21 protein-coding genes are annotated in these 18,751 nt (G+C 61.5%); 14 read left to right on the forward strand and 7 right to left on the reverse strand.

Annotation, left to right across the window (positions count from 1 at the left end):
- Positions 1-3: 3 nt before the first annotated feature.
- The 3 genes from BW33_RS24265 (at position 4) to BW33_RS24275 (ending at position 3,011) form a co-directional block, all read left to right on the forward strand.
- Positions 4-885 (forward strand): ABC transporter permease subunit, encoded by an 882-nt coding sequence (locus tag BW33_RS24265; RefSeq protein WP_442965417.1) that lies wholly within the window; start codon positions 4-6, stop codon positions 883-885.
- The gene (locus BW33_RS24270; protein WP_047601759.1) at positions 882-1,760 is read left to right on the forward strand and encodes an ABC transporter permease subunit; all 879 of its coding nucleotides are present in this window, start codon (positions 882-884) and stop codon (positions 1,758-1,760) included. The genes BW33_RS24265 and BW33_RS24270 overlap by 4 nt, the downstream gene beginning before the upstream one ends.
- 153 nt (positions 1,761-1,913) lie before the next feature.
- Entirely contained in the window at positions 1,914-3,011 is a 1,098-nt protein-coding gene (locus BW33_RS24275; protein WP_047601761.1) for a polyamine ABC transporter substrate-binding protein, read from the forward strand.
- 241 nt (positions 3,012-3,252) lie between these two features.
- On the opposite strand, the gene thpR is transcribed toward BW33_RS24275, so the two are convergent.
- Positions 3,253-3,792 (reverse strand): RNA 2',3'-cyclic phosphodiesterase, encoded by a 540-nt coding sequence (gene thpR / locus BW33_RS24280; RefSeq protein WP_047601762.1) that lies wholly within the window; start codon positions 3,790-3,792, stop codon positions 3,253-3,255.
- 105 nt (positions 3,793-3,897) lie between these two features.
- Between thpR and BW33_RS24285 the strand changes: the two genes are divergently transcribed.
- Positions 3,898-4,092, forward strand: a complete 195-nt coding sequence (locus BW33_RS24285) for a hypothetical protein (protein WP_047601763.1) — start codon at positions 3,898-3,900, stop codon at positions 4,090-4,092.
- A 119-nt stretch (positions 4,093-4,211) separates the two neighbouring features.
- Here the strand turns inward: BW33_RS24285 and BW33_RS24290 are convergent, their stop codons facing one another.
- A complete protein-coding gene (locus BW33_RS24290) occupies positions 4,212-4,565 on the reverse strand; it encodes a DUF1428 domain-containing protein (RefSeq protein ID WP_047601764.1) in 354 nt (117 codons plus the stop codon).
- Positions 4,566-4,567: 2 nt separating this feature from the next.
- Positions 4,568-5,647, reverse strand: a complete 1,080-nt coding sequence (locus tag BW33_RS24295) for a hypothetical protein (protein ID WP_047601765.1) — start codon at positions 5,645-5,647, stop codon at positions 4,568-4,570.
- A 283-nt stretch (positions 5,648-5,930) separates the two neighbouring features.
- Between BW33_RS24295 and BW33_RS24300 the strand changes: the two genes are divergently transcribed.
- Positions 5,931-6,203 carry a hypothetical protein gene (locus BW33_RS24300; protein WP_047601766.1) on the forward strand — a complete coding sequence of 91 codons (273 nt, stop codon included), beginning with the start codon at positions 5,931-5,933 and terminating at the stop codon, positions 6,201-6,203.
- A 45-nt stretch (positions 6,204-6,248) separates the two neighbouring features.
- On the opposite strand, the gene BW33_RS24305 is transcribed toward BW33_RS24300, so the two are convergent.
- The gene (locus BW33_RS24305; protein WP_041073476.1) at positions 6,249-6,455 is read right to left on the reverse strand and encodes a hypothetical protein; all 207 of its coding nucleotides are present in this window, start codon (positions 6,453-6,455) and stop codon (positions 6,249-6,251) included.
- 241 nt (positions 6,456-6,696) lie between these two features.
- Between BW33_RS24305 and BW33_RS24310 the strand changes: the two genes are divergently transcribed.
- From BW33_RS24310 to paoC, 4 genes are all read left to right on the forward strand, one after another.
- Complete coding sequence (locus BW33_RS24310; protein WP_047602027.1) at positions 6,697-8,451, forward strand: L-lactate permease; 1,755 nt, start codon at positions 6,697-6,699, stop codon at positions 8,449-8,451.
- Positions 8,452-8,771: 320 nt separating this feature from the next.
- Complete coding sequence (gene paoA / locus BW33_RS24315; RefSeq protein WP_047601768.1) at positions 8,772-9,395, forward strand: aldehyde dehydrogenase iron-sulfur subunit PaoA; 624 nt, start codon at positions 8,772-8,774, stop codon at positions 9,393-9,395.
- Positions 9,392-10,348 (forward strand): FAD binding domain-containing protein, encoded by a 957-nt coding sequence (locus BW33_RS24320; protein ID WP_047601769.1) that lies wholly within the window; start codon positions 9,392-9,394, stop codon positions 10,346-10,348. The genes paoA and BW33_RS24320 overlap by 4 nt, the downstream gene beginning before the upstream one ends.
- Positions 10,345-12,540 carry an aldehyde oxidoreductase molybdenum-binding subunit PaoC gene (gene paoC / locus BW33_RS24325; protein ID WP_047601770.1) on the forward strand — a complete coding sequence of 732 codons (2,196 nt, stop codon included), beginning with the start codon at positions 10,345-10,347 and terminating at the stop codon, positions 12,538-12,540. The genes BW33_RS24320 and paoC overlap by 4 nt, the downstream gene beginning before the upstream one ends.
- 89 nt (positions 12,541-12,629) lie before the next feature.
- Here the strand turns inward: paoC and BW33_RS24330 are convergent, their stop codons facing one another.
- Positions 12,630-13,061 (reverse strand): (R)-mandelonitrile lyase, encoded by a 432-nt coding sequence (locus BW33_RS24330; RefSeq protein WP_052032745.1) that lies wholly within the window; start codon positions 13,059-13,061, stop codon positions 12,630-12,632.
- A gap of 198 nt (positions 13,062-13,259) precedes the next feature.
- Between BW33_RS24330 and BW33_RS24335 the strand changes: the two genes are divergently transcribed.
- Positions 13,260-14,153: a LysR family transcriptional regulator gene (locus BW33_RS24335; protein WP_047601772.1), complete on the forward strand. Its 894-nt coding sequence runs from the start codon at positions 13,260-13,262 to the stop codon at positions 14,151-14,153.
- Between the two features lie 4 nt (positions 14,154-14,157).
- Here the strand turns inward: BW33_RS24335 and BW33_RS24340 are convergent, their stop codons facing one another.
- Positions 14,158-15,117 carry an aldo/keto reductase gene (locus BW33_RS24340; RefSeq protein WP_177327526.1) on the reverse strand — a complete coding sequence of 320 codons (960 nt, stop codon included), beginning with the start codon at positions 15,115-15,117 and terminating at the stop codon, positions 14,158-14,160.
- Between the two features lie 112 nt (positions 15,118-15,229).
- Between BW33_RS24340 and BW33_RS24345 the strand changes: the two genes are divergently transcribed.
- Positions 15,230-16,003 (forward strand): alpha/beta hydrolase, encoded by a 774-nt coding sequence (locus BW33_RS24345; RefSeq protein ID WP_047601775.1) that lies wholly within the window; start codon positions 15,230-15,232, stop codon positions 16,001-16,003.
- Positions 16,004-16,290: 287 nt separating this feature from the next.
- Positions 16,291-17,157, forward strand: a complete 867-nt coding sequence (locus tag BW33_RS24350) for a CAP domain-containing protein (protein WP_047601777.1) — start codon at positions 16,291-16,293, stop codon at positions 17,155-17,157.
- A 185-nt stretch (positions 17,158-17,342) separates the two neighbouring features.
- Here BW33_RS24350 and BW33_RS24355 read toward each other — a convergent pair whose 3' ends face one another.
- Positions 17,343-17,789, reverse strand: coding sequence for an NUDIX hydrolase (locus BW33_RS24355; protein ID WP_047601778.1), 447 nt, complete (start codon positions 17,787-17,789; stop codon positions 17,343-17,345).
- A 73-nt stretch (positions 17,790-17,862) separates the two neighbouring features.
- On the opposite strand from BW33_RS24355, the gene BW33_RS29910 reads away from it, so the two are divergent.
- Together BW33_RS29910 and BW33_RS24360 are read left to right on the forward strand one after the other, a co-directional pair.
- Positions 17,863-18,165 (forward strand): hypothetical protein, encoded by a 303-nt coding sequence (locus tag BW33_RS29910; RefSeq protein WP_160168825.1) that lies wholly within the window; start codon positions 17,863-17,865, stop codon positions 18,163-18,165.
- A gap of 65 nt (positions 18,166-18,230) precedes the next feature.
- Positions 18,231-18,662, forward strand: a complete 432-nt coding sequence (locus BW33_RS24360; protein WP_047601779.1) for a nuclear transport factor 2 family protein — start codon at positions 18,231-18,233, stop codon at positions 18,660-18,662.
- Positions 18,663-18,751: the final 89 nt, after the last annotated feature.

Consider the following 18,751-nt stretch of genomic DNA (forward strand, 5'->3'; position numbering starts at 1 on the left):
CTGGTGCCCAGCGGGCGAAAGTTCGTCATCGGCATCCCGTTTATCTGGCTGTTCCTGTTCTTCATGCTGCCGTTCTTCCTGGTGATGAAGATCAGCTTCTCGGAAGCTGCACTGTCGATCCCGCCGTACTCGGAGATCTACACCTACGCCGAACAGAAATTCCAGCTGATGCTGAACATCGGCAACTACACCCTGCTCGGCGAAGACGAGCTTTACCTGTCGGCCTACCTCGGTTCGCTGAAGGTCGCGGCGCTGAGCACGCTGATGTGCCTGGTGATCGGTTTCCCGATGGCCTATGCGATCACCAAGGCGAGCAAGGAAGCGCAAAACGTCCTGCTGCTGTTGATCATGATGCCGACCTGGACCGCGATCCTGATCCGCGTTTACGCGTGGATGGGCATCCTCAGCAACAACGGTCTGCTCAATGCGTTTCTGATGTGGACCGGGCTCACCGATCACCCGATCGAGATCCTCAACACCAACTCCGCGGTGTATATCGGCGTGGTCTACGCCTACCTGCCATTCATGGTGCTGCCGCTCTACGCCAACCTGGTGAAGCACGATGGCAGCCTGCTGGAAGCCGCGTCGGACCTGGGCTCGAGCAACTTCAACAACTTCTGGAAAATCACCGTGCCGCTGGCCAAGAACGGGATCATTGCCGGCTGCATGCTGGTGTTCATTCCGGTGGTCGGCGAGTTCGTGATTCCGGAACTGCTGGGTGGCCCGGAGACGCTGATGATCGGTCGCGTGCTGTGGCAAGAGTTCTTCAATAACCGCGACTGGCCGGTGGCATCCGCGCTGGCAGTGGTGATGCTGTTGATCCTGATTGTGCCGATTCTGCTGTTCAACCGCAGTCAGGCCAAAGAGATGGAGGCACGGGGATGAAACGCTTCGGTTTTTCCAAGTTCATGTTGATCTTCGGCCTGATGTTCATTTATCTGCCGATGCTGATTCTGGTGATTTACTCGTTCAACGCCTCGAAACTGGTAACGGTGTGGGGCGGCTGGTCGGTGAAGTGGTACGTCGGCCTGCTCGACAACACGCAACTGATGGGCTCGGTGGTGCGCTCGCTGGAAATCGCCTGCTACACCGCGATTGCCGCCGTCGCACTGGGCACCCTCGCCGCCTTCGTCCTGACGCGGGTGACACGCTTCAAGGGGCGTACGCTGTTTGGCGGCCTGGTGACCGCGCCGTTGGTGATGCCTGAAGTGATCACCGGCCTGTCGCTGTTGCTGCTGTTCGTGGCGATGGCGCAGTTGATCGGCTGGCCACAGGAGCGTGGCATCGTCACGATCTGGATCGCCCACACCACGTTTTGTGCAGCCTATGTGGCGGTGGTAGTCTCCGCCCGCCTGCGTGAACTGGATCTGTCGATCGAAGAAGCCGCGATGGATCTTGGGGCCAAGCCGTTCAAGGTGTTTTTCCTGATCACCATTCCAATGATCGCGCCGTCGCTGGCAGCGGGCGGAATGATGTCGTTCGCCCTGTCGCTGGACGATCTGGTGCTGGCGAGCTTCGTCTCCGGCCCGGGTTCGACCACGCTGCCGATGGAAGTGTTCTCGGCGGTGCGTCTGGGCGTGAAGCCCGAGATCAACGCCGTGGCCAGCCTGATTCTGCTGGCGGTGTCGCTGGTGACCTTCCTGGTCTGGTACTTCGGCCGCAAGGCAGAAGCCAACCGCAAGAAGGCGATTCAGGAAGCGATGGATCAGACAGCGAATGAGGCGTGGCAGCAGCCGCAACGCGCCGCCACCGCTGCTTGACCTGTAGGAGCTGCGGCACGCTGCGATCTTTTGACTTTGCTCTTGAGGATCAAAAGATCGCAGCCTCGTTTCACTCGACAGCTCCTACAGAAAGGCGCTTGTCGATCAAGTTTCAGATGTGTGTTTTTGAATAAAAAGAATGGAGTTTCACCGATGAAAATGTTTGGCAGGACTCTGCTGACACTGTCCTTAATGGGCGCAATCGCCACGGGCGTCCAGGCCAACGACAAGGTGCTGCGTGTTTACAACTGGTCCGATTACATCGCGCCGGATACCGTCAAGAAGTTCGAAGACGAGACCGGCATCCAGGTGACCTACGACGTGTTCGACAGCAACGAGACCCTCGAGGCGCGTTTGCTGGCGGGCAAATCCGGTTACGACATCGTCGTGCCGTCCAACAGTTTCCTGGCCAAGCAGATCAAGGCCGGGGTCTATCAGCCGCTGGACAAATCGAAACTGTCGAACTGGAAAAATCTCAACCCGGTGCTGCTGAAAAACGCCTCCGCCAGCGATCCGGACAACGCTCACGCATTCCCGTACATGTGGGGTTCGATCGGCATCGGCTACAACCCGGACAAGGTCAAGGAAGTGCTCGGCGCCAACGCCCCGACCAACTCCTGGGACTTGCTGTTCAAGCCGGAAAACGCCGAGAAGCTGAAAGCCTGCGGCATCAGCTTCCTCGACTCGCCGACCGAAATGATCCCGGCTGCCCTGCACTATCTGGGCTACCCGGTGAACGACAAGGACAAGGCGCACATCCTCGAAGCCGAAGCGCTGTTCATGAAGATCCGCCCGTACGTGGCGTACTTCCATTCTTCGAAGTACATCTCGGACCTGGCCAACGGCAATATCTGCGTAGCGGTCGGTTATTCCGGTGACGTCCTGCAGGCCAAGGCCCGCGCCGTGGAGGCCGGCAACAAAGTGCAGATCGATTACAGCATTCCGAAGGAAGGCGCCGGCAGCTTCTACGACATGGTCGCCATCCCGCGCGATGCAGCGAACGTCGATAACGCCTACCTGTTCATGAACTTCCTGATGCGCCCGGACATCATCGCCGAGATCACCAACAGCAGCGGCTACAGCAACGCCAACTCGGCGGCGACGCCACTGGTGGACGAAGCGATTCGCAACGACCCGGGTTCGTACCCGTCGCAGGCGGTGATGGCGACGTTGTATGCGGTGCCGGATCAGCCGATAGCCACACAGCGGATCATGACCCGCGGCTGGACCCGGGTGAAACTCGGTAAATAATTCACTGCAAATCAAAAAATGTGGGAGCGAGCCTGCTCGCGAAAGCGGTGGTTCAGTTAACCAAAATGCTGAATGTGCCGACGCCTTCGCGAGCAGGCTCGCTCCCACAGGGTCTGTGTCTGACTTTCGATTTTCCGTTCACGCAGCGCCTTACCACCGCTGCACCCTGCAATGAACGGCCTCACCTGGCTCCCTCGGCTCAGGTGAATTTCAGGCGCCCTCGGGCGCCTTTTTTCTGCGCTCAATTCAGTGGCCAATCCTGCAGGATTCGATAGCGACCCTTGTGCGATTCGAACAAGGCAAAACGCTCGGCGCGCAGGAAAAACTCCGGCGGCGTAGTGGCCTCCGGCGCCTCTGTTCGAAAGTCACGGGCCAGGGTCAGGTGCGGGCGAAACTCGCGTGGTGATTCTTCGAAGCCGAACGGCAGCATCGCCTGCTCCAGCGCATACACCAGGCGCAACAACGCCGGCGGCGCCTGCTCCGGTGCCAGAGACAGAATCCCCGCCCGATGCCAGACCTGCAGACGGTCCAGCGCAATCTTCAATGGCTCACCCGGCGTGCGTACCTTGCCGGCGGCTTCGCAGACTTCATTGATCTGCGCCAGCGGTACGGCACCGAGGAACAGCAGCGTCAGGTGAAAGTTATCCGCCGGCACCGCTTTGCCGGTGCGCAGCCCCAGGTCGCCACGCCACTGAGCAATGGTCTTGCGCTGCGCCGGTGGGCAGTCGAGGGCGAAAAACAGTCGCTTGAACGGTTCATCCCTGCGCGCATCATCGGTCATGGCCCTGCTCCTTCACTCGTCGATCGGCCGATTCTACACAGCCTTCTCTGACGACTGGCGACACCCGGCTATAGTTCAAGGATTGCCATCGAACCGGAGGTCGCCATGCGCGAGATCCTCAGCAAAGAACCGTGGTGGGCCCGGCCACCCAACCCCGGGCAGGATGAAACCGAGCTGGAATGGGGCTGGCTGGTGCATTACAGCGAAGGTGAACCGCGTTTCGAATTCGTCCGCGAACGGCCGACGGACGAGCAGATTCGTAACCGCAAAGGCTGCCGGATTACCCCCTCTCCAGAGTGATCACAATTTCCTGTAGGAGTGAGCCTGCTCGCGATGGCGGTGGGTCAGCCTGCAAAGATGTTGGCTGTAATGGCCCAATCGCCAGCAGGCTGGCTCCCACAATGGATTTGCGTTGGTCTTCAGGCTTCAAGAAGGTTCTTGAAGCCCCCAAAGATCATGCGCTGCCCATCAAACCCCATCGGGTTGACGTCCGGTTGCATGCGCGGGTCTTCCATCATCTTTGCCATGCCGGCATCGCGGGTGGCCTTGTCGGGCCAGATCAGCCAGCCGGACGACACCGTCTCGTCGTCCTTGAGTTTTACCGCCATCGGGAATGACGTGACTTTGCCGTCCGGCACGTCATCGCCCCAGCACTGAACCACCTCCTTCGCTCCGTATTCCTTGAACAGTTTCGCGGCGATCTCACAGTGTTTTTTGTACTGTTCGCGATTGGCACTCGGCACGGGTGCTACAAAAATATCGATGTAAGCCATGATCATTCTCCTTGCACGTTGGGTTCGATCTGCCGGGTAGTCGATTGCGGCGGCTGCCATTCGACACGATTCACGCCCTGCCCGACCGACGGTTGCTCGCCCCCGCCAAGGCTGCCCTCGACCTGCCCGGCGATATGCAGCGTGCCGGCCATGACCCCGGTGATCGGGTTCTGCAGCAATTTCGCCCAGGCCTTGTCGAACGTGCTGCCCAGGCTGCTGCGAATCAGCGCTTCGCTGTCGGGCCGGTCGTTGGCCTGGATAATGGCGCGGATGCCCATCACCCCCACGGAAATCATCGCCCCGGCCAATTTGCCTGCCGCAGCGGCCACTGCACTGGCGGCACCGCGCGGGGCCATTTCCGCCTCTAATCGTTGGCTCGCGCGTTTGGCCACGGGCGCCATGCCGGCGTCGGTCGAGCCGATGCCTTTGGCCCCACCGTCGGTGTGAATCTTGTCGATCAACGCAGCGTAGGCCGGCAATGTGTTCAGCGGCTCGGTGCTGATGACGTTGTACAACGAGGCATCCCGCGCCGGCGGCGGCCCGAGGGCAATCGCCGGGACTTTCTGCAGACGCCCGTTGAGCTGGGCCACCGGCACGCCATAGCGTTGGGCGATGAGCGGCATCTGCTGGGCCATCAGTTGCGCGTAGAACGCCGTGGCCTGACCGAGGATCGCGTCCGGATCAATCTCCACCGCCACCGGTGCCAGCACTCTTTCCTGATACTGCTCAAGCAGATAGCTCGCCAGTCGCTTGGCCGAAGCGTCCTGTTCGCCGCCGGCACTGATGGTGTACCAACTGACCTTCATCGACAGCCATTCCTGGGTCCAGTAGCTGCTGAACCACGGAATGAAATTTTCTTCAGTTTGCTGATAGACGCGAGTGCGCCAATGTTCCATCGAGCCACGGGCAAATACTTTTACTTGCTCGGTGGATTGCTGCGAGGCGCTGACGATGTCGCGATCGATCAGCTGCCAGGTCGCCGGCGACACCACCACCGCTCGCGGCGCCACCGGTGCCCGGGCCGAGGTGGCGCAGCCAGCCAGCAGACACAGCGCAGCGACGCCCAGCGCACGCAGGTTCACGGTGGTGGAGTCCTTGAATGGAGGAAAACAGATTTGAGTATAGGTGCGGCTATTGGCCCATTTGTCGGTTGTGGCCAGGCGGGCCCCATCGCGAGCAGGCTCGCTCCCACTTTGAAATGCGTTCCCATGTGGGAGCGAGCCTGCTCGCGATGAGGCCATCAGTCCCGCTGAAAAAAACCGACCATCAACGCCGTCGATATTCACCATCGCCACGATTGCCTTCCGCCCGCCGCCCGGCGAAGGCACGATTCACCCATCCGAGACGCAACGAGGAGTACCCATCATGATTCGCACCATCACCCTCTCCGTGAGCTTCCCGGTGTTCGGCAGCAACTACTACGAGCAGCAGGTTGTCTCGCGCAAGACGCAAGCGCTGCTGTTCAACGAAGATTTCGACGATGTGCTGATGCCCGCCGCGAGCAATCACTTCAGCAATGAAGTAGTCGGCATCAACGATCAGTTCCGCTTTCTGAGCGACATACTCGCCACCCATTTGCTGGATCTCGAGGCCACCGCGCCTGCGCACTCCAGCGTCCGGGCGAGCGCTCATTTTTAATCGCCGAGGGCGTTCCCGTTGCGGGAACGCCCTCTTGGTATTCAATCAGTCATCATCACGATCACGGTAGTAACGGCGTCCGTCGCGGCGCCCGTCATCACGGTCATCCCAGCGCCGGTCGTGGTCGTAATAACGCCCGTGATCGCGGTCGTAATGCCGCCCGTGGCGGTGGTCATCATCAAAGTCCGCCACACAGCCAGCCAGCAATACGGCGGCGGTCACGGTCAGCAGCATCGTTGTAGCGCGCTTCATTCAACACTTCCCTAAAACCAAGGTCTTGACGACGGAACGGCTGCGCTGCCCGCGCCTTCAGGACGCCGTGCGCGCAGCCGCTGATACGACCGGACAAAAGGACTTTGATTCACTGACCGGGCACGACCGTTGATCGGCCCGCCGCCTGCATCCGGGCAGCGGCGAAATGCCACCTATACTGCTGCTTACCAACTCCCACGCAATGGATCTGCGCCTCGATAACAACAAGCAGAGGTGGATCATGGTCTGGCAACAAATCTACGACCCGTTCGGCAACCCGCTGATCTCCACGCTCATGGCCGCGGTGCCGGTGGTGGTGATGCTCGCGGCGCTGGCGTTCTTTCACGTCAAGGCGCATCTGGCCGCACTGTTGGCGTTGGCTTCGGCCCTGCTCATCTCGATCTTCGCCTTCGGCATGCCGGCGAGCATGGCCGGTTCAGCGGCGCTGTTCGGTGCGGCCAATGGCTTGCTGCCGATCGGCTGGATCGTGCTCAACATCATCTTTCTGCACCGTCTGACCACCGAGAACGGCTCGTTCAAAGTGCTGCAGGATTCCCTCGCGCGGATCACCGATGACCGGCGTTTGCAGTTGCTGCTGATCGCGTTTTGTTTCGGCGCGTTTTTCGAAGGCGCGGCCGGGTTCGGTACGCCGGTGGCGGTGACCGGGGCGATTCTGATCGGCCTCGGTTTTTCGCCGCTGGCCGCCTCGGGGCTGGCGCTGATTGCCAACACCGCACCGGTGGCGTTCGGCGCCCTCGGTACTCCAATCATCACCCTGGCCAAGGTCACCGGGCTGGATGAGATGGAGCTGTCGATGATGGTCGGTCGGCAGCTGCCGTTTTTCTCGGTGCTGGTGCCGTTCTGGTTGATCTGGGCGTTTGCCGGGTGGCGCAAGATGCTGGAGATCTGGCCGGCGATCCTGGTGGCCGGGGTCAGCTTCGCGGTGCCGCAATTCCTCGTGTCGAACTACCACGGCCCGATGCTGGTGGACGTGATCGCCGCACTGATTTCCATGGCCTGTCTGACGTTGTTCCTGAAAGTCTGGAAACCGGCGACCGTTCACACCTCGGCAGCGCTGTCCGGGCGGGTCGACAACTCTAAAGTCGACGAAGAGAAAGTCACCGCCAGCGCAGCGTTCAGCGATCAGGCACGCCCGGCGGTGATGCGCGCATGGATGCCGTGGATCATCCTCACCGTGTTCGTGTTTGCCTGGGGCACTCAGGGTTTTAAAAATATGTTCGACACCCGTCCGGCGATTGATCCGGTCACGCAATCGGCCAAGCTCGATCCGCAGGGCAAACCGCTGCGCGAGGCCAACCCGATTTTCGCTCCGGCCGTCACCTTCACCAATCTGCACCTGCAAATCGAAAAAGTCCCGCCAGTGGTCGCGGCGCCCAAAGCTGAAGAAGCGGTCTACAAGTTCACCTGGCTCACCGCCACCGGCAGCGGCATCCTGCTGGCGGCGATTGTCGGCGGTTTGCTGATGGGCTATTCGATCCCGCAACTGATCAAGCAATACCTGCGCACGTTGTGGGTGGTGCGCTTTTCGCTGATCACCATTGCGGCGATGCTGGCGCTGGGGTTTCTCACGCGTTACTCCGGACTGGACGCCACCATGGGCCTGGCGTTCGCCGCGACCGGGGTGTTTTACCCGATGTTCGGCACCCTGCTCGGCTGGCTCGGCGTCGCGTTGACCGGTTCGGATACGGCCTCGAACGTGCTGTTCGGCGGACTGCAACGGGTGACCTCGGAACAGCTGGGCATCAGCCCGGTGCTGATGGCCGCGGCCAACAGTTCCGGCGGGGTGATGGGCAAGATGGTCGATGCGCAATCGATCGTGGTCGCCTCCACCGCGACCCGCTGGTATGGGCATGAGGGCGAGATTCTGCGCTACGTGTTCTTCCACTCGATCGTGCTGGCCATCCTGGTGGGCGGGCTGGTGACATTGCAGGCGTATGTGGCGCCGTTCACGCATATGGTGGTTGGCGGGCACTGATGTCGTTTGGGAGGGCCTCTTCGCGAGCAAGCCCGCTCCAACAGGGACACGCGTTCCCCTGTAGGAGCGAGCCTGCTCGCGATGGCGTTGTCTCAGGCACTTCTGTGGAGCTGATCCACCGCAATCGCGAGCAGGCGAAGGCCTACAGGGGGTAACTGACAGATTAATGAATCCTGCGCATAACTCTATAGCGCAAATCCGCAAAAACCTTTTCCCCTCCGCACAGGTCATTCCAAGAACGAGACCGGCAAGCATGCCGGCGCGCCCCTATGGGCCCTTCAATCCCTGCCGTCCTGATTAAGCCAGAGAGGAATCGAAGCATGACGATTTCCCGACGAAGATTCCTGATCCTCGGCGCGGTGACCGCCACCGCGTTTGCAATGCCCCCTTTCATCAGCCTCAAGGCCTACGCGGCCAGTCTGGAGCAACCCGCCATGGCCAAACTGACGATCAACGTCAACGGTAAACCCCAAACCCTTGAGGTCGACAACCGCACGACCCTGCTCGACGCCCTGCGCGAACACCTGCACCTGACCGGCAGCAAGAAAGGCTGCGACCACGGCCAGTGCGGCGCCTGCACGGTGATCGCCGACGGCCGCCGAATCAATGCCTGCCTGACCCTCGCCGTGATGCACGAAGGCAGCGAAATCACCACCATCGAAGGCCTCGGCATGCCCGACAATTTGCACCCGATGCAGGCCGCGTTCATCAAGCACGATGGCTACCAGTGCGGCTATTGCACGCCGGGGCAGATCTGTTCGGCGGTGGCGGTGCTCAAGGAAATCCGCGAGGGCATTCCCAGCCACGTCAGCCCCAGCCTGACCGAGGCACCGCAACTGATCGCCAGCGAATTCCAGGAACGCATGAGCGGCAACATCTGCCGCTGCGGCGCCTACTCGAACATCATCGAAGCCATCACTGAAGTCGCGGAGGTGCCGGCATGAGAGCGTTCAATTACAGCCGCGCCGACTCCCCCGCCGCGGCCGCCGCACAAGCCGCGCAGGTCGAAGGTGCGAAGTTCATCGCCGGTGGCACCAACCTGCTGGACCTGATGAAGCTCGACATCGAAACCCCGCTGCACCTGATCGACGTCAACCACTTGGGCCTCGATCAGATCGACGCCACGCCTGAAGGCGGATTGCGCATCGGCGCACTGGTGCGCAACACCGACCTGGCCGCCGACAGCCGCGTGCGCAAGGATTACGCATTGCTCTCCCGAGCCTTGCTCGCCGGGGCCTCGGGCCAGTTGCGCAACATGGCGAGCACCGCCGGCAACCTGCTGCAACGCACCCGTTGCCCATACTTTTATGACGTCAATCAGGCCTGCAACAAACGCCAACCCGGCAGTGGCTGCGCGGCGATTGGCGGGGTCAGTCGGCAATTGGGGCTGATCGGTGTCAGCGACGCCTGCATCGCCACCCACCCCAGCGACATGGCGATTGCGATGCGTGCCCTCGATGCGCAGATTGAAACGGTGAAGCCCGACGGCAGCACCCGCAGCATCGCCATCGCCGATTTCCATCAACTGCCGGGCAATACGCCGAACATCGAAACCAGCCTCACGCCCGGCGAGTTCATCACTTCGGTAACCCTGCCGGCCCCGGTCGGCGGCACACACATTTATCACAAGGTGCGCGATCGCTCGTCGTATGCCTTTGCGCTGGTGTCGGTCGGTCTGATCCTGCACAAGGACGGCAGCGGCCGTGTGGCGGTGGGTGGCATCGCGCCGAAACCGTGGCGGGTCGATGACGCCGACGCGCTGCTGCCCAAAGGTGCAAAAGCCGTCAGCGAGCGCCTGCTCGACGGTGCCACGCCAACCCACGACAACCAATTCAAACTGACGCTGGTCGAGCGCACGCTCGGCTCGGTGTTGGCGCAAGCGAGGGATGAAGCATGAAGTTCGACACGCCCGCCACCACCAACCCGATCGACCAACTGAGAGTCGTCGGCAAGCCCACCGACCGCATCGAAGGCCCGCTGAAAACCAGCGGCCAGGCGCCCTACGCTTACGAGCAGCATCAGGCCGTGGCGAATCAGGCTTACGGTTTCATGGTCGGCTCGGCCATCGCCAAGGGCCGCATCAGCCACATCGATCTCGACGCCGCCGAAGCCGCGCCCGGCGTGCTCGCGATCGTTACCGCCGCCAATGCCGGCAAGCTTGGCAAAGGCCAATACAACGCGGCGCCGCTGCTGGCCGGGCCCGAGGTGCAGCACTATCACCAGGCCGTGGCGCTGGTCGTCGCCGAGACCTTCGAACAGGCCCGCGCCGCTGCACAACTGGTCAAGGTTGATTACGTCGCCGCCAAAGGCGAGTTCGAGCTGGCCAACGTGCGCGACCAGGGCGTCGAAGACGACGAGTTGCCCGACGTCACCCACGGCGATTTTGACCAGGCCTTCGCCGCCGCGCCGGTGCAGTTCGACCAGACCTACACCACTCCCGATCAGTCCCACGCAATGATGGAGCCGCACGCGACACTGGCCGCGTGGAAAGGTGACCATCTGACCTTGTGGACCTCCAACCAGATGATCGCCTGGAGTGTCGGCGACGTCGCCACCACCCTTGGCCTGCCCAAGGAAAACGTACGCTTGATCTCGCCCTATATTGGCGGCGGCTTCGGCGGCAAACTGTTTATCCGCGCCGACGCGATCCTCGCCGCCCTTGGTGCACGCCTGGCCAATCGCCCGGTGAAGGTTGCCCTCGCCCGTCCGCAAATGGCCAACAACACCACCCACCGCCCGGCCACGATCCAGCGCATTCGCCTGGGCGCCACGGCGGACGGCAAGCTCAGCGCCATCGCTCACGAAGGCTGGTCGGGCAACCTCAAGGACGGCAAGGTCGAAGTCGCCGCGCAACCGAGTCAGTTGCTCTACGCCGGGGAACATCGCCGGGTGACCATGCGCCGAGCACCACTGGATCTGCCCGAGGGCAATTCCATGCGCGCGCCGGGTGAAGCGCCGGGGCTGATGGCGCTGGAAATCGCCATGGACGAAATGGCCGAGCAGCTCAAGCTCGATCCGGTGCAGTTCCGCATCCTCAATGACACGCAGGTCGATCCGGTGAAAACCGAGCGCCCGTTCTCCCAGCGACGCCTGATCGAATGCCTGCAGACCGGCGCCGAGAAATTCGGCTGGAACCAGCGCAATGCCACACCCGGCAGTCGGCGCGAAGGGCGCTGGCTGATCGGCATGGGCGTCGCCGCCGCGTTTCGCAATAACCTGCTGATGAAGTCCGGTGCCCGGGTGCGACTGGAGCGCGACGGCAAGGTCACGGTGGAAACCGACATGACCGATATCGGCACCGGCAGCTACACCATCATCGCCCAGACCGCGGCCGAGATGATGGGTGTGGACCTGGCGGATGTGACGGTGCATCTGGGCGATTCGACCTTCCCGGTGTCGTCCGGCTCCGGGGGCCAGTTCGGCGGCAATTGCTCGACTGCCGGGGTGTATGCCGCGTGCATGAAACTGCGTGAAGCCGTGGCCGGCAAACTGGGCTTGAGCGGTGGTAACGTCGAGTTTGCTGACCGTCAGGTGCGCGCTGGCGGCAAGACCCTGCCGCTGCGTGATGCGGCAAAAGATGGCGTGGTCGAGGCCGAGGACAGCATCGAATTCGGCGACCTCGCCAAGCAGTATCAACAGTCGACCTTCGGCGCGCATTTCGTTGAAGTCGCGGTGGACGCGGCGACCGGCGAAGTCCGCGTGCGGCGCATGCTCGCAGTCTGCGCAGCGGGACGGATTCTCAACCCGAAAGCCGCGCGCAGCCAGGTGATCGGCGCAATGACCATGGGCGTCGGTGCGGCGTTGATGGAAGAGCTGGCGGTGGACAAACGGCTGGGCTTTTTCGTCAATCACGATCTGGCCGGATACGAGGTACCGGTGCATGCCGACATCCCGCATCAGGAGGTGATTTTCCTCGACGAAACCGATCCGGTCTCATCGCCGATGAAAGCCAAGGGTGTGGGTGAACTGGGGATTTGCGGCGTGAGTGCGGCGGTGGCGAATGCGATCTACAACGCCACCGGGGCGCGAGTGCGCGAGTATCCGATCACGCTGGACAAGATTCTCTCTTCCTTGCCAGAGATGACCTGACTCGTCCACCACTCCCCCTTGTAGGAGCTGCCGCAGGCTGCGATCTTTTGATCCTGGAAGATCGCAGCCCGCGGCAGCTCCTACACAGATCATTGCGGGTATTGCGCCGCACTCACCTGCTCCATCCACTCCACCACTTCACCCTCCAGCACCTCGGCAATCGCAATGTGCGTCATCGCCGTGGTCGGCGCGGCGCCATGCCAGTGCTTCACCTGCGGTGCGATCCATACGGTATCGCCGGGGCGGATCTGCCGAACCGGTTGCCCCCACTCCTGCACAAAACCTGAACCGGCGGTGACGATCAGCGTCTGACCCAACGGATGGCTGTGCCACGCCGTACGTGCGCCGGGCTCGAAGGTCACCGTTGCGCCGCTGACACGCGCGGCATCGCTGCTCTTGAACGGCGCATCGACCCGCACGGTGCCGGTGAACCAGTCTGCCGGACCTTTGGCTGAGGGTTGTGAACCGTTGGGGGTAACGATCACACGGGGAACATGCGCAGTAGCAATAACTGAGTTCATCACAAAACTCCAAATCTGAAAGAGACCTCCCCTGTAGGAGCTGCCGCAGGCTGCGATCTTTTGATGTTGTTTTTTAGGATCAAGATCAGAAGATCGCAGCCTGCGGCCGCTCCTACAGGGAACTTGCGTCACTTTAGCGAGCCGTACTCTTCAGATAATCGACTAAAATTCGAACAAACTTATGCAGGACACTCATCAATGCTTCGAGAAAACGCCAGTGACCTGCTCGCCTTCCTCGCCGTGGCCCGCGAACGCAGCTTCACCAAAGCCGCGGCCAGACTCGGCGTCTCGCAATCGGCGCTCAGCCATACCATTCGCGCCCTTGAAGCGCGTCTGGGCCTGCGCCTGCTGACCCGCACCACGCGCAGCGTTTCGCCCACCGAAGCCGGCGAACATTTGCTGCAGACCATCGGCCCGCGCTTCGAAGAGATCGAAGTGGAACTGGCCGCGCTGAGCAACCTGCGCGAAACCCCGGCCGGCAGGATCCGCATCAGCGCCACCGATCATTCGCTGGACTGGCTGCTACGTCCGGTGCTCAAGGAATTCCTGCCCCAGTATCCGGACATCGCTGTCGAGGTGATCTGCGATTACGGTTTCGTCGACATCGCCGGACAAGGCTTCGACGCCGGCATTCGGCTGGGCGAAGACGTAGCCCAAGGCATGATCGCCACCCGCATCGGCCCGGACATGCGCATGGCGGTGGTCGGCTCCCCGGCCTACTTCGCCAACCGCACACGCCCGGAAACGCCAAGAGATTTGACTGACCACGCCTGCAACAACCTGCGCTTGCCCACCAACGGCGGGCTCTACACCTGGGAGTTCGAGAAGGGTGACGAAAGTCTCAAGGTGCGGGTGTCCGGGCAAGTCACTCTAAATGGCGTCTACCCGCTGCTCGACGCCGCACTGGATGGTTTCGGCCTCAGCTACATTCCGGAAAATATCGTCGCGCCGCATCTGGCCGACGGGCGTCTGGTGCAAGTGCTGGCAGACTGGTGCCCGACGTTTGCCGGTTATCACCTGTATTACCCGAGCCGGCGGCAAGCGGCGCCGGCATTTGCGCTGTTGGTGGAAGCGTTGCGTTATCGCGGCTGACCGCCTACCCCAACAGCGCAATCAACTGATGCCGCTGCGCATCGGTGAGCATCGGCCCGAACCCGGCGCCCGCGTTGTCGGCCATGTAGCGCGGATTGCCGGTGCCGGGAATCACGCAGGTCACCGCCGGGTGCGACAGCAGGAACTTCAGCGCCAGTCGCGGCCAGCTGTTGACCTGCACGTCCGAGACCCAGGCCGGCAACGGCTTGCCCTTGAGTCGGGCGAGCAAGTCGCCGCCACCGAACGGCCGATTGCAGATCACCGCCACCCCGCGTTCGCGGCACAACGGCAGAATGCGTTTCTCCACGCCACGGTCATCGAGGGCGTAGTTGATTTGCAAAAAATCCAGTTGTTCGGCCTTGAGCACTGCTTCGACTTCTTCATAGGCCGAAGGCGTGTAATGGGTGATGCCGATGTAGCGGATGCGTCCCTGTTCTTTCCATTCGCGCAGGGTCGGCAGATGGGTTTGCCAGTCCAGCAGGTTATGGATCTGCATCAGGTCGATGCGTTCGGTGCGCAGCAGACGGAAGGATTGCTCCATCTGCGCGATACCCTCCTCGCGCCCTCGCGTCCAGACCTTGGTCGCCAGAAACGCAGGTGAGCGCGGTTCGTGGATCGCCAGCAACTCGCCAGTGGTTTGCTCGGCGCGGCCATACATCGGCGAGCTGTCGATCAGCGTGCCGCCCTTCCTGAATAGCTCGTCGAGCACCGCTGGCAGTTGTTTATACGCGGTTTGATCGGGCGCAACGTCGAAACCGCGATAGGTGCCCAGGCCCACCATCGGCAGCGGCTCGGAGCTGGAAGGGATGGCGCGGGTCTGCATGGTCTGGTCTCCTGCCTGGCTCGGCGAAGTGGCAGTCGGCGTGATGGCAGTGGCCAACGCCCGGTCAAAGCTCAGGACCGCCGAAACCCCGGCAGCCAGCGTGAGCAATCGGCGACGGGAGCAACCCTCAGTGTGGCTCATGCTGGTTCCCCTGCTGCGTGAATCTGTTGCACCTTGTGTGCGACGGCGGCCGGCCGGATTCGCTGGACTACACTGCGACTGCGAACACCCGCGCCCCGTTAAAGTTAGTCGAATGTCCAGAAAACTGATGTCACTCGTCGCCTTGCTCATCGCCCTCTACCTGCTGCTGTGCGGGGCGCTGTTCATTTTTCAGCGTTCGCTGATCTATTTCCCCCAGCCTGACAACGCCGTGACTACGGAAGATTCGCGGCTGAAACTGGCGATGCCGGATGCCGATGTCTGGGTAACCACGCGCACGCACGCCGGGCCGAAAGCGCTGATCTACTTTGGCGGCAATGCCGAAGATGTGTCGCGCAATCTGCCGTCGTTCAGTGCAGCCTTTCCCGACTACGCGGTGTTTTTGCTGAACTACCGGGGTTTCGGCGGCAGCGGCGGCTCGCCATCGGAAGACGCCATTGCCGAAGATGCGTTGGCGCTGTTCGATCAGGTGTACGCCAGCCATCCACAGGTTGCCGTGATCGGCCGCAGCCTCGGTTCCGGGGTGGCGGCGCGGCTGGCGAGTCAGCGCCCGGCGACAGGATTGATTCTGGTGACGCCGTACAACAGCCTCGAAGAAATCGCCGTCCGACAATATCCGTGGATGCCAGTGAAGTGGCTGCTGAAGGATCGCTTCGAGTCGGGCCGCTATGCCGCGCACATTCACGTGCCGACGTTGCTGTTGGCGGCCAGCGATGACGAGGTGATTCCACGGGACAGTACGCAGCGGTTGCTGCAGAGTTTCCCTAAAGGCGTCGCGACGCTCAGGATAGTGCCGGACTCGGCGCACAATTCGATTTCCGAGCGAGCGCAGTACTTGCAGTGGATGCAGGAAGTGCTTGATCGCTGATAGGCGATTATTGCGTCGGCTGAACTGGCCCCTTCGCGAGCAGGCTCGCTCCTACAGGTTTCGGGTGCGCTCACAGGTCTTGTGTACGCCACGGACACTGTAGGAGTGAGCCTGCTCGCGATGAGGCCAGTCCTTACAATACAAAACCAGAGTGGATCTGCCCTTCTTCGTCCCACCAAAAAGCCAGGTGGCCAGCATGAACCAAGTGCAAAAAGCCCAGTCCTAGTGGCGCCGCATTCCGCGGTTGCCCACTTCTGCACTGTCTTTTTCCCTGAGTCTGCCGTCCCATGCGCCATGTCGTTCGCTCATCACGCTTCGTTTCGCTGTGCCTGCTGATCCTTGCCCCACTGCTCACCGAGACCACCCACGCCAGCGAAGAGCGGCAACTGGTGGCCGCGATCAACGACTACCGCGCGCACCCGCAAGGTTGCTACCGGCGCCCTGCCCAGCGCCTGGCGCCACTGTCACTGAAATCGAATCTGGCGTTGCCGATCGGCTATGGCTACGGTGGTGGCTTGCGCGAGACGTTGAAGTCTTCGGGTTATTCGGCGGTGGCGGTGCGCAGTATCCGCATCGTCGGTGCCGGGGATGCCGAAGAAGCCTTCGAACAGCTGCAAGACAGCCACTGCACCGCCCTGCTTGACGCCCAGTACGCCGACATCGGCGTCAGCCGCTCCCGTGGTGAATGGCAAGTGGTGCTGGCGCAACCGGTGCTCGACAGTCGTGTCGGCGACAACCGCAGCGTCGGCAAGGCCCTGCTCGCCGAGGTCAACGCCGCCCGGTCACGCCCGCGGATGTGCGGGCGCCAACGCTTTGCCGCCGCCCGCCCCCTGAGCTGGAACCCGGCGCTGGGAGCCGCCGCACAAGGCCACAGCAAAGCCATGGCCTACGGCAACTATTTCGCCCACCGCGACCCGGACGGCGACATGCCGGCGGATCGCGCCCGGGCGGCGGGTTATCGAGGTCGGCAGATCGGCGAAAATATCGCCGCCGGCCAGAGTTCACCGGGCAAGGCAATGGCCGGATGGCTGGCCAGCCCCGGCCATTGCGCCAACCTGATGAACCCGATGTTCACCCAGGTCGGTGCCGGGTTTGCCAGTGAGGCGCGCAGTGATGAAGGCGTGTACTGGACAATGCTGTTCGGGGCGCCTTGATTTTGGGGGTTGATGCGGCTGGCCCCTTCGCGAGCAGGCTCGCTCCCACATTGATTCAGCGTAAACCGGACAAAATGTGGGAGCGAGCCTGCTCGCGAAGGGGCCAGTACAGACACCATCAATCACTTGGGCGGCCGCACTGTTTGTAACTGGCAACAGTATGAAATCGAGACCTTCGCCGGATCTCACACGAGCAATCCGGCGCTCTTCAGCAGCTCATGCAGTCCATTTGGAACCAATGGCGCGTGCTCGCTGAAACTTGAGCTGTCATGCCAGCGGATGGTGAAGGCAGCCCCGTCGCTTTCATGGCCATGGATTTGCGCAAGTTCATACGCGCCAGGATCGGCAAACGTCGCATCGTAGACTTGGACAATCTCATGCCCCGGTCTGCCGTTGTAGACGAACAGACTTTCAAGTGTGCCGAGCAGTCGTAAGTCGGTCATGGACAGACCCAGCTCCTCCTGTACTTCACGCACGATAGCCTCGGCACTGGTCTCGCCGAATTCGATACCACCGCCGACAGGTCGAAAACAGATTTGCTGGGTGACCGGGTCACGAAATTCGTTAACCAGAATTTTGCCGTTATATTGAAAAACACAGATTGCGAGCGCGCGAATACGTCGTTCGTCCATGGGATGAAGTCCATTTACAGATGTGAGGCGCAGAATTTAACCACGATTCGCGCTGCACACCTGTGGACGCCTATTGCAGCAGGTCACCTCAGACCGGAGAAATCGTCGCAAGCATTCCGATCAGAATGGTCAGTGTCAGAAATCCACCCAGGAAAATCGCCATCTTGTTCATGCTGCTCTCCTCAATACTGAGCTTGCGGTGCACCGGGCGCTTCGGGATGAAGGGCTGCCGCGGGTGACCGAACTGCCGGGCTATTCTGAGCGCCTGACTGAACCGGTTACAGAGGCAGATCCAACAGAAAAATACGGATCAGATGCCAATCTGATCCGCTCCGCCCATGGTCTGATATTCAGATCGGCACACAACGGTTCGTGATCCGCCGCTTTGAACTAGAGTGATTGCCGTCGCGCGAAGAACAACAACAATTTCAGGAGTGGTCAATGTCCGAACTGAACCTGCACCCCAACGCTGCCGAATCCCTGAGGCGCTGGCACGAGATGATCCGCTCCGGCAACCTCAAGGCCTTGCCCGAACTGCTCGATGCCAATGCCGTGTTCCGCTCGCCCATGGCCCACTCGCCTTACCCCGGCGTGCCAGTGGTGACGATGATCCTCAACACCGTGTTCAACGTGTTCGAAAACTTCAAATACCACCGTGAACTGGCAACCGCCGATGGCTTGAATGTGGTGCTGGAGTTCAGCGCCAGGGTCGGGGCGAAAGAGCTGAAGGGGATCGACATGATTCGCTTTGATGAGAGCGGGAAGATTGTCGAGTTCGAAGTGATGGTGCGGCCGTTGAGCGGGTTGCAGGCCCTCGGCGAAGAAATGGGCCGTCGTCTCGGCGCCTATCTGGCAAACGCAAAACAAGTGTAGGAGCTGCCGCAGGCTGCGATCTTTTGATCTTGATCTGTTCAAAGCAAGATCAAAAGATCGCAGCCTGCGGCAGCTCCTACAGCGGGTTT

The sequence above is a fragment of the Pseudomonas sp. RIT288 genome (assembly GCF_000631985.1).
Lineage (GTDB): Bacteria > Pseudomonadota > Gammaproteobacteria > Pseudomonadales > Pseudomonadaceae > Aquipseudomonas.